Annotated in this window: 12 protein-coding genes and 1 riboswitch; of the genes, 6 read left to right on the forward strand and 6 right to left on the reverse strand. The window is 52.0% G+C overall.

Annotated elements, in window-relative coordinates:
* Positions 1 to 154: 154 nt before the first annotated feature.
* From H9Q13_RS13980 to H9Q13_RS14000, 5 genes are all read right to left on the reverse strand, one after another.
* Positions 155 to 565 (reverse strand): ATP-binding protein, encoded by a 411-nt coding sequence (locus H9Q13_RS13980; RefSeq protein WP_191184421.1) that lies wholly within the window; start codon positions 563 to 565, stop codon positions 155 to 157.
* On the reverse strand, positions 558 to 896 hold the full coding sequence (locus H9Q13_RS13985) for an STAS domain-containing protein (protein ID WP_191184422.1): 339 nt from the start codon (positions 894 to 896) through the stop codon (positions 558 to 560). The genes H9Q13_RS13980 and H9Q13_RS13985 overlap by 8 nt, the downstream gene beginning before the upstream one ends.
* 19 nt (positions 897 to 915) lie before the next feature.
* Positions 916 to 2,982 (reverse strand): PP2C family protein-serine/threonine phosphatase, encoded by a 2,067-nt coding sequence (locus H9Q13_RS13990; protein WP_224744291.1) that lies wholly within the window; start codon positions 2,980 to 2,982, stop codon positions 916 to 918.
* Positions 2,983 to 3,188: 206 nt separating this feature from the next.
* Entirely contained in the window at positions 3,189 to 4,658 is a 1,470-nt protein-coding gene (guaB, locus tag H9Q13_RS13995) for an IMP dehydrogenase (RefSeq protein ID WP_191184424.1), read from the reverse strand.
* Between the two features lie 238 nt (positions 4,659 to 4,896).
* Positions 4,897 to 5,214 carry a rhodanese-like domain-containing protein gene (locus H9Q13_RS14000; RefSeq protein WP_191184425.1) on the reverse strand — a complete coding sequence of 106 codons (318 nt, stop codon included), beginning with the start codon at positions 5,212 to 5,214 and terminating at the stop codon, positions 4,897 to 4,899.
* 109 nt (positions 5,215 to 5,323) lie between these two features.
* On the opposite strand from H9Q13_RS14000, the gene pnuC reads away from it, so the two are divergent.
* The 4 genes from pnuC to H9Q13_RS14020 all read left to right on the forward strand — a co-directional run bounded on the left by pnuC (position 5,324) and on the right by H9Q13_RS14020 (position 8,065).
* Positions 5,324 to 5,947 (forward strand): nicotinamide riboside transporter PnuC, encoded by a 624-nt coding sequence (gene pnuC / locus H9Q13_RS14005; RefSeq protein WP_191184426.1) that lies wholly within the window; start codon positions 5,324 to 5,326, stop codon positions 5,945 to 5,947.
* A 147-nt stretch (positions 5,948 to 6,094) separates the two neighbouring features.
* Positions 6,095 to 6,271, forward strand: a complete 177-nt coding sequence (locus tag H9Q13_RS14010) for a hypothetical protein (protein WP_191184427.1) — start codon at positions 6,095 to 6,097, stop codon at positions 6,269 to 6,271.
* Positions 6,272 to 6,653: 382 nt separating this feature from the next.
* Positions 6,654 to 7,175 carry an AAA family ATPase gene (locus H9Q13_RS14015; RefSeq protein WP_191184428.1) on the forward strand — a complete coding sequence of 174 codons (522 nt, stop codon included), beginning with the start codon at positions 6,654 to 6,656 and terminating at the stop codon, positions 7,173 to 7,175.
* A 14-nt stretch (positions 7,176 to 7,189) separates the two neighbouring features.
* Positions 7,190 to 8,065, forward strand: coding sequence for an aldose 1-epimerase family protein (locus H9Q13_RS14020; RefSeq protein ID WP_191184429.1), 876 nt, complete (start codon positions 7,190 to 7,192; stop codon positions 8,063 to 8,065).
* A 64-nt stretch (positions 8,066 to 8,129) separates the two neighbouring features.
* Here the strand turns inward: H9Q13_RS14020 and H9Q13_RS14025 are convergent, their stop codons facing one another.
* Positions 8,130 to 8,378, reverse strand: coding sequence for a hypothetical protein (locus H9Q13_RS14025; protein WP_191184430.1), 249 nt, complete (start codon positions 8,376 to 8,378; stop codon positions 8,130 to 8,132).
* 231 nt (positions 8,379 to 8,609) lie between these two features.
* Positions 8,610 to 8,707, forward strand: a riboswitch (TPP riboswitch).
* A gap of 62 nt (positions 8,708 to 8,769) precedes the next feature.
* Here H9Q13_RS14025 and H9Q13_RS14030 point away from each other — a divergent pair.
* Both H9Q13_RS14030 and H9Q13_RS14035 read left to right on the forward strand, forming a co-directional pair.
* The gene (locus H9Q13_RS14030; RefSeq protein WP_191184431.1) at positions 8,770 to 11,244 is read left to right on the forward strand and encodes a TonB-dependent receptor; all 2,475 of its coding nucleotides are present in this window, start codon (positions 8,770 to 8,772) and stop codon (positions 11,242 to 11,244) included.
* Positions 11,245 to 11,726: 482 nt separating this feature from the next.
* Entirely contained in the window at positions 11,727 to 12,905 is a 1,179-nt protein-coding gene (locus H9Q13_RS14035) for an acyl-CoA dehydrogenase family protein (RefSeq protein WP_191184432.1), read from the forward strand.
* Positions 12,906 to 12,948: the final 43 nt, after the last annotated feature.

Consider the following 12,948-nt stretch of genomic DNA (forward strand, 5'->3'; position numbering starts at 1 on the left):
ACGGACGCTTGTGTTTTTGCCCTGACTGAGGTCAGATCATGCAATTTTAGTTATTTTTTCTGACAGATTAATCAAAAAGTATGACTATAATCCTATTGCATGCGATTTCGTTCAGGATAACGGGGAAAAGGCGCTAAAAGTGTGCAGGTCAGGCCTATTTAATTTTTTTGTATAGGAGGCAAGTGTTCTTATTGCCAGCGGTTTCAAACTCTACCTTGTCCATGATGCGGTTGACGAGGGCAATGCCTACGCCCCCCTTCTTTCCGATCCGGACGTGCTCTTCTATGTTGGGCTCCTTGTATTCGGAGCGCCTGAAAGCCACCCCATTATCCGTGATCTCAAACCGCAGCATGCCGCTTTTCTCGCTTACGTTCAGTGAGATGGATTTGGATGGATCCTCCTGGTTGGCGTGAATGATGAGGTTGGCGCATATCTCATCCACGGCCAATACGATTTGGTTCATTAGAATATCGGACAGCGTGAAACCGGCCAGATAATCCGTGACGAAATCCCGTATTGGCTTAAGATTTTTTTTAGTACAGCTTACTGTAATCGTATTATTCATCAGCAATGGTCATGGCTTCTTCGTAATCCGAAACAATGGTCATGAGCAGGTCCAGGCCCAGGATTTCGAATACGTTGCGCACTTTGTCCTGCATGTTATAAAAAATAAGCTTTATTTGCGCGTCCTCGAAGCGCTGCAGGTGAGAGATAAACACCCCAAGACCGGCAGATGAAATGTAATTCAGGCTTTCGCAGTCCACCAGAATTTTGCTGTAGGTCATAATCTCAGGGTCAGATAGCTCCTCATCGAGTATAACTGATGAGCTTGCATCCAGTTCACCATCCAGGGTGATGATGATAGTCGTGTCTTTGATTTCGTGTGTAATTTTCATCGGAATCCTTTACGTGTAATTATTCACTAGGTTGAGTAGGTTTAAACTTAATAACAAGCAGGGTCTGGTCGTCGTACAGGTTCTCTGTCGGGCCCGTGAAATCCTCCAGGTCGTTGATAATGGCGCATTTTATGTCTTCCGCCTCCAGATGGTAAGTCTGGGTGAGCATATAGCGCAGGCGCTCCTCCCCATACTCGTCGTTCTCCTTGTTGCGCGCCTCCACAATGCCGTCGGTGTAGATCACCATCACGTCGGTGGGGTTGTAGTCGTAGTACATTTCCCGCACGTGGTTGTTGTAGCTTTTGTCACGGATGATGCCGAGCCCCAGTCCGTCCGTCTGGAAGTAGAAAGTATCATCCATCATGGAGTTGTAATACAGGGTATGGCAGTGGCCGGCTCTTGCAAACATAAAGCCTTTCATGCGGTAATCAATGATATATAGCGCAGAAGTAATAAAAGAGGTTTTCTCAAGGCATCTGCCCAACGCATTGTTGGCCTGTTTCATGAACTCGCTCGGTGGCATGTCCTGCTGCATCAGGCCATGGAATATACCCTTCATCTGGGCCATGTGGAAAGCGGCGGAAATACCTTTGCCTGACACGTCGCCAATGATAATGGCAATGCGCGACTCGCTCAGCTGCAGGAAGTCATAGAAGTCACCTCCTACTTCCTTGGCTGCCTTGGCGTGGGTCGCTATCTCAAACCAACTATCACTCGGAAAGTTTTTAGGAATCAGGCTGTCTTGGACCAGCGAGGCGATTTTGAGTTCCTCCTTGTAACGCTCGTTCTGCAGCGACTCATGCACCAGGCGCAGGTTTTCGATGGTAAGGATGGTCTGGTTGGTAAAAGTGCGCAGCACGTTCACCGTTTCCCGGTCAAATCCCTGCTCGATGTCCTTTAGCAGGTATAGCACGCCAAACAGGTGCTTCTTGGACTTGATCGGCAGTATGATGAGCGATTTCCAGGGCAGCGTGAGGTCGCGGAAGCCGGGGTTGCGATCCAGGTTGTTGTTAATGTAGTCTATGTTCTGGATGTTATAGGCCAGCAGCAAATGGCGTATGCGCTTGATCTGCTCCTCCTCAATTGTGAGCTGCCGCCAGACCTTCGGCTCATCGCCCTGGAATACCTCCAGCCAGGCCGCGCTGGCGTCGGACGCCCGCAGGGTGCTGTCAAAAAGCATCTCGTATACCTGTGTCTCGCTTTGGCCCTGCTGTATGGACTGGCTCAGGCGCTGGAAATTGAGCAGGTCCTCGCTTTTCTGTTCGAACACACTCGAGGTAGGCAAACTGAAAAGCGCCACCAGAAAGGCGGCCAGGGTATACAAACTCACAAAGAACATAGCCAGCACCAGGAATCCCACATCGGAATAGTCGATGGCGAGCGCAGGGCTGTCGGCAAAATCGTAGAAAAAGTCTGAGAAGATGTAACAGGCCAGCAGTATCGCCAAAAGTAGTACCAGCGACCGGCCCTTCTTGTTGAAAGTCAGGTAGGCCACCCACTTGAGGTTGGTGCACAGGAATAAGGTATAGCAGGCCAGCAAAATCAGCAGCGGCAGAAAGATGTAGCTGCTGTAGTTGAAGTTGAGCAGCGTCAGAAGCAGGGTGGCAAAGAGCAACAGCTCATACCAGTCCCAGGCTATCTGCAGGAACCGGTTTTTATGGTAGAGCAGGAGTTGGCGCCAGATGTAAAAAGCTTTCGCGAGAAAGAGCACGAGCAGGCCAAAGTTGACTTGGTAGACCATGTGCAGCAGCAAAGGAGACTGTACGCTGGTGTAGTTGACAACCAGCCGGTACCCCATGTAAAGCGCAACGCTCAGATAGGCCGCTATACCTGCCTTGGCAAAGATGTTCCAGAGGTAACTGATGAAGTCGATTCCCTTTAGATTGTCGGCGCTCAGGCGCTGGTAACCGAAAACAGATACAATGAAAATAACGATCAGGAGGTTGTTGATATAGGGCAGGGCCAGCCCCTCGGAGCTTTCCTGCCGCATACTCTCAGCGGCCAGCAGCACATTGGCTAGTAGCAGCGACCAGCTGATGAGGGCAGCAGTAACAAATAAGGATTTCGCGTTGGTTCTGTAAAGCATAAAACGGTAAACCGTGCTTAGTTTCTTTGGCGACAGAATATGGCTAGCCCGAGACTTTATCAGCCTGTAAGGTAAGAAAAAAAAATGCTCTTTGGCCAAGTTGTCGAGGTGAGTTTTTTAAGAACACCTAGCATAACGTAAAAACAAAGAAGTAGGTTAGCCCGGGAACTAACCTACTTCTATTTGTCAAATGCTGGTTGTGATTGTTAGCGGCTGTAATTAGGAGCCTCGCGCATGATCTGCACATCGTGCGGATGGCTTTCGCGCAGGCCAGCCCCTGTTATTTTCACCATGCGGGCGTTCTGCAGGCTCGGGATGTCCGGGGTACCGCAATAACCCATGCCGGCGCGTATACCGCCCACCAACTGGTAGATCACTTCAGCCACCATGCCTTTGTAGGCCACTCGTCCCACGATGCCTTCTGGCACCAGTTTCTTGCTGTCTTTCTCATTGCCCTGGAAGTAGCGGTCTTTCGAGCCCTCTTCCATGGCCTCGATCGAGCCCATGCCACGGTAGGTCTTGAACTTGCGTCCTTCGTAAATGAGCATCTCGCCCGGAGCCTCTTCCGTGCCGGCCAGCAGCGAGCCGATCATGACGGTGCTTGCGCCGCCGGCCAGTGCTTTCACCACATCACCCGAGAATTTGATGCCACCGTCAGCAATCACCGGAACACCGGTGCCCTGCAGCCCTTTGGCGGCTTCCATGACAGCTGTGAGCTGTGGCACGCCTATACCTGCAATTACGCGTGTGGTACAGATACTGCCTGGGCCTACGCCCACTTTCACGGCATCGGCTCCAGCGTCGGCCAGGGCTTTGGCACCCTCAGCGGTTGCTACGTTGCCGGCAATCACATCCAGTTTCGGGAAGGTATTCTTGATATTGCGCACCACGTCGAGTACGCCTTTGGAATGGCCATGCGCCGTGTCCACGCTGATCACGTCCACACCTGCCTCTACGAGGGCTTTGATGCGGTCCATCACGTCAGGTGTTACGCCAACGGCGGCGCCCACACGCAGGCGTCCGAACTCATCCTTGCAGGCATTCGGGCGGTCTTTCTTCTTGAGGATGTCTTTGTAGGTGATCAGGCCCACCAGGTTGCCCTCGCCGTCTACCACCGGCAGCTTTTCTATTTTGTACTGCTGCAGGATATCTTCGGCCTTGGCCAGGTCGGTGCCCCGCTCAGCCGTGATCAGGTTTTCGGTCGTCATGACTGCCTTTACCGGCTGGGTCAGGTCCTTCTCGAAACGGAGGTCGCGGTTGGTCAGGATGCCGGTTAGCTTGCCGTGGCCGTTGGTAATCGGGATACCGCCGATCTTGTTCTCGTTCATGATGCGCACCGCGTCGCCCAATGTCGCGTCTTCCTGCAGGGTGATCGGGTCGAGGATCATGCCGCTTTCGGAGCGCTTCACCTTGCGCACCTGTTCTGCCTGCGCCCTGATCGACATGTTTTTATGGATAATGCCGAGACCACCTTCCTGGGCCATCGCAATGGCTAGCTCGGCCTCTGTCACGGTGTCCATGGCAGCGGAAAGCAGCGGAATGTTGATGCGGATATTGCGGGTAAGCTGTGTGGAAGTATCAGTGTTGTGGGGGAGCACCTCGGAGTAAGCCGGGAGCAGAAGCACGTCATCGTAGGTGAGGGCTTCGAAAACAATCTTGGATTGATCAGAGATCATGGCAAATAATTTAAGGGTCCTTATTTGCCGCGTAAAATTACATAAATTAATCCGGATAATATAGCAAGTGGCCTGAGAATTATTTCAGATCCTTCTGTAGAGCCTCTGCCCTAAGATTTCACAGGATAGAAACACTGGCAGGATAAGCAGCAACTTGGCTCTGTTAGGCCCGCGCCTAACCTTTATACCTATGGCGTGAAATGGCAGCATCCCCGACAGGGACACACTGATCGGTTACCTAATACACGGCCATGCTTGGGTCGACCTGGATGGCCCAGGCGTGGATGCCGCCTTTGAGGTTGAGCAGGTTGTCGTAGCCCAGGCGCTGGCTCAGGTAGTTGATGGCCTGGGCGCTGCGGAACCCGTGATGGCAGATGACTACGACAGGTATATCACGGCGAATGCGGTTGGCTTGCTTAGGCAGTTCGCCCATCGGTATAAGCTCACCACCCAGGTTGCATATCTCAAACTCCGCCGGCTCGCGTACGTCCACTAACTGCATTTTATCGCTGCGCCCCAGTCTTTCCTTCAGTTCCTGTGCTGTGATCTCTTCCATGGTTTTCAGTTGCTGGCCGCTATGCTATACCTGTAGCCTTGGCCGTTTGGTTTTGATTTGCAAACTTAGCAACAAATTAAGCCAAAGCACAGAACGGGAGCAGGTATAGATGTCAGATTTTTACACAAGCGTAGCAGAAGCGCTGCAGGCCATGAGCCTGATCGAAGTAATAGGAGTGATCACAGGTATAGCAGGCGTATGGCTGGCGGCCCGGCAGCATATATGGACATGGCCCGTCAGCATCGTGAGCGTGACGGCCTATGTGTTTGTTTTCCTGGATGCCCGCCTGTATGCCGACATGGGGCTGAGCGTTTTCTACATCATCAGCAGCGTGTACGGCTGGTATGAGTGGCTCTACGGCGGCAAGGGCCATACCGAGCGCCAGGTAACCAAGGTAAGCCAGCGCGAACTGTGGGTGTTAATCGCACTGGTGGTTGTGTTTACAGGCGGCCTGGGCTACTTTCTAGATAATTATACCGACGCCGACCTATCCTATACCGACTCCGCCACCACAGCTGTGAGCCTGATGGCCTACTGGATGATGGCCCGAAAACGACTGGAGAACTGGCTGGTGTGGCTGGTCGTGGACGTGGTGTACGTGGGAGTATACCTCTACAAAGAGCTGTACCTGACTGCTTTCCTGTACTTTGTCTTCCTGATTCTGGCCACTGTCGGTTACCTGGACTGGAAACGAGACCTGGAAAAACACGCTCCAGCCCGGGTTAAGGTGTAATTGTTAGTAAAATTATACTTAATGTCCTGATGTTATACAATCTGAAAGAGGTGCTATCTCGTAAATGCAAGTAGCTTAGGCAATATTTGAGAGTTTAGTGCGCCAAAGTAAGCGAGTACTATGTTCAACGCTACAATGACACTACGTATGAAGAACCGAAAGATTGAATTGCCAGACGAACTCAAGTATGAAAATCGGATGAAGTGGGGTTATGAGTCACCAGACGAGAGCCCTAAGCGCCTGTTGCTTAGCCAACACGGCGACAAACGCCCCAAAGAGGTAGAGGTATACAACTTCTACGGGTACAGCTTCACAGAAAACTAACCACCCAGAAGCACCCCAACTCATGCCTTCAATTTTACAAGGGATACATTTCTGAAATGTATCCCTTTTTTGTGTCGCAAACTCCTGACTGTTTACCCTTCCGAAGGCTACATTAGCCAGTCAATTCGGTTGCTATCCTTTTTTGTAGTGAAGCGGATGGATGAAATGATATGATCTATAGTATAGATAGTAAATAGCTAACTGTTAGTTTCTTGCGCATGAAGATAATGCTGGATACAAGGCTTGAACTGTATCCGGAATGTTTTGAGGCATAACAGTAGGAGGCTGTTAAACCTGGGCTGTCGCCGGTGGGGAAACCTGCCAGCGGCAGCCTTTTTCGTGGTCAGCGGCGTTGTTTCGAATTTTGCCATACCTTTGTCCCATGCTGAAAGTCGCCATCACCGGGCCGGAGTCAACGGGCAAATCTACTTTGTCTGAACAGCTTGCCGCACACTACAACACCGTGTGGGTGCCCGAGTATGCCCGCACCTACATCGGGGCGCTGGGCAGGCCCTATACCTTACAGGACATAGAGGCAATTGCCCGGGGGCAGCTGGCCCTGGAAGAGCGCCTGAGCCAACAGGCCACCGACTTGCTTTTTGTGGATACCGACCTGTTGGTGATCAAAATCTGGAGCGAGCACGCCTTTGGCAGCTGCCCGGACTGGGTATTGCAGCAACTAAAGCAGCAAGACTACAACCTTTACCTGCTCATGGGCGTTGATTTGCCGTGGGAGCCTGATCCGCAGCGGGAGCATCCGCACCTGCGGCAGTACTTCTACGATTGGTACAAACGCGAGCTGGAAGCCCTGCAGGTGCCTTATGTGGAGGTGAGCGGACAGCATGCCTCCCGCCTGGAAAAGGCGCTGCGGCATGTAGACAACATGCTCCGGCAGCACCCATAAAACGATACCTTGCCATGCTATACTATTTGCAGAATTATAATTTTAGAGTCGGCGTTGAGAGTAAAGGGGCCGAGTTGCAGCACTTCATCAAACTAGACGAAAAACTGGAGCTCATCTGGCAGGCCGACCCCGCCATCTGGGGCAGCCACGCGCCCAATCTTTTCCCGATAGTGGGCGAACTGCCGGAGGGCACCTATACCTACGACAACGAAATATTTGCTTTGAAGCGCCACGGGTTTGCCCGGCACAAGGAGTTTAAGCTGATCGAGGAGGAGGACGATAAATTGGTATTTGAGCTGGAAGACGACGAAGAGACGCTACAGGTATACCCCTTCAAATTCAGGTTGCTGATCGCTTACAAGCTTGAGAAAAACAAGTTGTCGGTTACATACCAAGTGCTCAACCGCAACAAAAAAGCCATGTTCTTTTCAATTGGCGGTCATCCGGGCTTCAATGTGCCCTTCTACCCGGGGGAGCAGTACTCAGACTATTTCATTGAGTTTGAAAAAGAGGAAACACTCTACCGTTATTTGCTGACCGACGACGGGCTGCAGAGCGGAGACACGGAGCGCGTACTGGAGCAAGAGCGAGTACTGCCGCTTAAACACGGCTACTTCGACAAGGACGCGCTTGTTTTTAAGAATCTGCATTCGGAGAAACTCACCTTGGGCAGCCGCACTAACCAGCGCCGGGTCGAGATCACCTTTCCCGGTTTCCCATACCTGGGTATCTGGGCTAAGCCGGGGCCATCGCCCTATGTGTGCATAGAGCCCTGGTGCGGTATAGCGGGCCGCGCCGACGAGACAGGCGAACTGGAAGAGAAGGAAGGGATAAACAAACTCGGCCCCGAACAGGCGTTCGAGCGCACCTACACCATAGAGGTTTTGTAGATCAAGCAGGCCCTCAAAAGAAAAGTCCCCGGCTCGGTAGATAGAGCAGGGGACTTTTTTGTTTTCATTGCAGGGAAGGTTCCGGAAACTTGGGGACCTTGATGCGTCTCAGGTCATATCTCGGTTCATAATCATTGATGGGCAATGATATACCGGGTGGCAGGTCCAGATCTGGCAAATCATCGCCCAGCGGCTCACCTCCGTCATCGTCATTGTCAGTAGAGGAAGACCCTCTGAATCTCTTGCGTGGTGCGAATGCATAATATGCCAGTATCGTTAGCAGTGCTAAGGTATACAGTAAGCTGATCATCATCACATTTCTTCTTAATCTTAAAATTTTTGTTCAGCCGGCATATTTTCTTGGCCAAACCAGCTGCAGCCGAGCGGATGCAGGAAAATGTGCCCGTATGTTTAGAACGTAGTTTGGCGGGATGTGGTTATCGACTTTGGTTAAAATTAAGCCGCCATTTGCCACCCGGCTGACAGGACTTGCCATTCTTTGTGCTGTAAGGCTTTGTTTTCATTGAAAAACAGGTATACCTTTGCGTCAGTTTAGGGGTGCCTTATAACAACGGGCTGAGATCATACCCATTGAACCTGATCCGGGTAATGCCGGCGAAGGGAAAAACGCGGGGAAACAATGTAGCAGGCTGCCGACCCCTGGCAGGTCTGTATGTTTCAACTTATTCTTTTTTTACAATCCAATGAAAAATTTACTGATTGTGATGGCAGTCGTGCTATTGCCATTGCAGCTGTTTGCCCAGCACAAACTGAGCGGACGCGTAACAGACGCTGCCAAAGACAATGCGTTGGCAGGAGCCACCGTGGTGCTGGCAGGCAGCAGCACCGGCACCACCACCGGCCCTGACGGCTACTTTGAGTTTCAGAACCTGCCAGAAGGTAAGTATACCCTGCAGGTGTCTTACCTGGGTTTTGCCCAGGTATCCAGGCCAATCAACCTGTTTGTCGATACAAAAGTAGACATAGCCTTGCAGCAGACCAGCCTGAGTGCCAGCGAGGTGTTGGTATCGGCTACGCGCGCCAATGAGAAAACCGGCACAAGTTTTACCAACGTGACCCGCGAGGAAATTGCAGCGCGCAACTTCGGGCAGGATTTGCCCTACCTGCTGGAGCAGACGCCGTCGGTGGTCGTGAACTCCGACGCGGGCGCAGGCGTGGGCTATACCGGCATCCGTATTCGTGGTTCCGATATCACCCGCATCAACGTGACTGTAAACGGTATACCGATCAACGACTCTGAGAGCCACGGTACTTTCTTCGTGAACATGCCGGATTTTGCCTCTTCTGTGGAGGATATGCAGGTGCAGCGTGGTGTGGGCACGTCTACCAACGGGGCAGGTGCCTTTGGTGCCAGCATCAACATCCAGACGCAGCAGGTACGCCGCGAAGCTTACGCCGAAACCGACAACAGCTACGGCTCTTATGACACCTGGAAGAACAACGTGCGGTTCGGTACCGGGCTCATCAACGGCAAGTTCGCGTTCGATGGCCGTCTGTCGCGCATCAAGTCCGATGGCTACATCGACCGTGCCTTCTCTGATCTGAAATCACTGTATTTTTCTGGTGGTTATTATGGCGACAAGACTACAGTGAAATTTGTGACCTTCTCCGGGCAGGAAAAAACCTATCAGGCCTGGTACGGTACGCCGGAGGCGCTGGTGTATGGCAATGAAGCCGACTTGCAAGCCTACATCGACCGCAACGGCATTGCGGGGAGCGACCTGGAAAACCTGCGCACCGCCGGCCGCCGGTACAACTTCTATACCTACGACAACGAAACCGACAACTACCAGCAGGACCATTACCAGCTGCACCTGTCGCATGACTTTTCGCCGGCCCTTACCTTCTCAGGAGCGCTGCACTATACCTATGGTCGTGGTTATTATGAGCAGTTCCGCAGTAACGATAAACTCTCCAGGTATGGCCTGCCAAACGTGACGATCGGTGGCCAGGTGATCAGCCGCACAGATCTGATTCGCCGCCGCTGGCTCGACAACGATTTCTATGGTGCGACCTATGCCCTGCAGTATAACCCGGATTCCCGGTTAAGTGCCACGCTGGGCGGTGCCTGGAACAGGTATGACGGAGACCATTTCGGTGAAGTGATCTGGGCACGGTATGCTTCCACGTCCAACATTCGCGATCGCTACTATGACAACAATGCCGTGAAAACGGACTTCAACCTGTTTGGTAAGGTGACTTATAGCATTACGGACCAACTGAGCCTGTTCGGTGACATGCAGGTGCGCAAGATCAACTATACCTTCGAGGGCATCGACAACAACTTCGAGAACCTGGAGCAGGAAGTAGACTATACCTTTTACAACCCGAAGGCAGGTGTAAGCTACGACCTCAAAAAAGGCCATCAGGTATATGCATCCTACGCCATCGGCAACCGCGAGCCGGTACGCGACGATTTTACGGAGTCGACCGCAAACAGCCGCCCGGAGCACGAGACACTGCGCAACGTGGAAGCAGGCTACCGTGGTCAGCTAGCCCTCGGCAATCTGGCAGGCCGTGCGTTGAGTGCCAATGTGGAGGCGAATTATTTTTTCATGGACTACAAAAACCAGTTGGTGCTGACCGGTGAGATTAATGACGTGGGCGCCTATACCCGCACTAACATCGACAGGAGTTACCGGCAAGGTATAGAGCTGGCTGGAGCGTTACGCTTAGGCACTTTCGCAAGCCTGAACAGCAACCTGAGCTACAGTCAGAGCAAAGTGCGCGATTTTGAGGAGTACATCGACGACTACGACCAGGGCGGTCAGGCTCTAAATCGCTACGATGAAACCGCTATTGCCTTCTCGCCGGATTTTGTGTCGGCCACACAGCTGGAAGCGGAAGTGCTGAAAGGTTTGAAAGCGGCCTTTATTTACAAAACTGTGAGCAAGCAGTACCTCGACAATACACAGAGTGAAGACCGCATTATACCTGCCTACCAGGTTGGCGACTTGCGCCTGCGCTATACCACTGGCTTTGCGGGTGTACTGAAGGGGCTGGAACTGGGCCTGTTGGTGAGCAATGTCTTTAATGAGCGCTACGCCGCCAATGGCTATACCTTTAGCTACATCGCGGGTGGCGGACAAGTAACTGAGAACTTCTACTACCCACAGGCCACCCGTAATTATTTAGCCTCTATAGGGTTAAGATTTTAAAATAGATTGATTTTTAGTGAGAAAGGCCCCGCCAGTTGGTGGGGCTTTTTCTTTGGGCAAGATTTTCAGTATTGGGAAGGATTTTCAAGAATAAAAGGAGAGCAGGATTCTATGGATTTGCTTGGGTATAGTTTTCGGTAGTTTCATGCTTAAGATTCTTAATCTGATTAACTATACCTGTAGGGTAAGTCAAGACCTGTCTAAATTGTGGCCGGGTCCTGATACACGCAATAGCTGATACTTAGGTTGATTTAAAATCTCAATTCATCTAAAAGGTCCGAAACCGTTAAGGTGGAGAGCCTGTTGTATGCTAGGGATTCTACAAGACTACCATGGGACTGAAAGACACTGAAAGGACTGTGTACTCAACGCCAGCATACTCAATCCTGTAAATCCTTGAATCCTGTAAATCTTGATTCTGACAATTGATTTTAAATTTTATATTTGCGTATTACCCTTTCCTTAAAACAACACAATAAGCTATGGCCTACGAATCATCAGGAGCCCCTGACTACTATAATATCGACGACTTACTGACCGAGGAGCACATCCTTATTCGCCAGACCTTGCGCGACTTCGTGAAGCGTGAGATTTCCCCGAACATCGAGCAGTGGGCGCAGGACGCGCATTTCCCTTCCGAGATCGTGAAGAAGTTTGGGGATGTGGGCGCTTTTGGCCCTACTATACCTGCCGAGTACGGCGGCGGCGGGCTGGACTACATCAGCTACGGGATCATCATGCAGGAGATCGAGCGTGGTGACTCTGGTATGCGCTCCACCGCTTCGGTGCAGGGCTCGCTGGTGATGTACCCGATCTATGCCTACGGCTCTGAGGAACAGCGCAAAAAGTTTTTGCCCAAGCTGGCTAGTGGCGAATGGCTGGGCTGTTTCGGCTTGACCGAGCCAGACCACGGTTCTAACCCGGGCGGCATGACGACCAACATTAAAGACATGGGTGACCACTACCTGCTGAACGGCGCCAAGATGTGGATTTCCAACTCACCGGAATGCCAGGTGGCCGTAGTGTGGGCCAAAAACGAAGAGGGCCGCATCAAAGGTCTGATCGTGGAACGCGGTATGGAAGGCTTCACGACGCCAGAGATACACAACAAGTGGAGCCTGCGCGCTAGCTGCACCGGCGAGCTGGTGTTCGACAATGTGAAAGTGCCGAAAGAAAACCTGCTGCCTAACGTGGAAGGCCTGCGCGGTCCGCTCGGCTGCCTCGACTCTGCCCGCTACGGCATAGCCTGGGGTGCTATTGGCGTAGCGATTGACTGCTACGAATCGGCCCGCAAGTATGCCATGGAGCGTATTCAGTTCGACAAGCCCATCGGTGCTTTTCAGCTCACGCAGAAGAAACTGGCCGAAATGCTGACAGAGATTACCAAAGCGCAATTGCTTGCTTGGAGACTTGGCACCTTGAAAAACGAAGGCAAAGCCACCACGCAGCAAATATCCATGGCCAAGCGCAATAACGTGGACATGGCCCTGCACATTGCCCGCGAGGCACGCCAGATTCATGGCGGTATGGGCATCACGGGCGAGTACCCGATCATGCGCCACATGATGAACCTGGAGTCGGTGATTACTTACGAAGGAACCCACGACATTCACCTGCTCATCACAGGTGCCGATATCACTGGTATACCTGCCTTTAAGTAATCGTTGATCGTTATGCGTTGCTCGTTAATCGGGTAGCGTAAAA

Origin of the sequence: Pontibacter aquaedesilientis (assembly GCF_014773225.1) — a bacterium.
Taxonomy (GTDB): domain Bacteria; phylum Bacteroidota; class Bacteroidia; order Cytophagales; family Hymenobacteraceae; genus Pontibacter; species Pontibacter aquaedesilientis.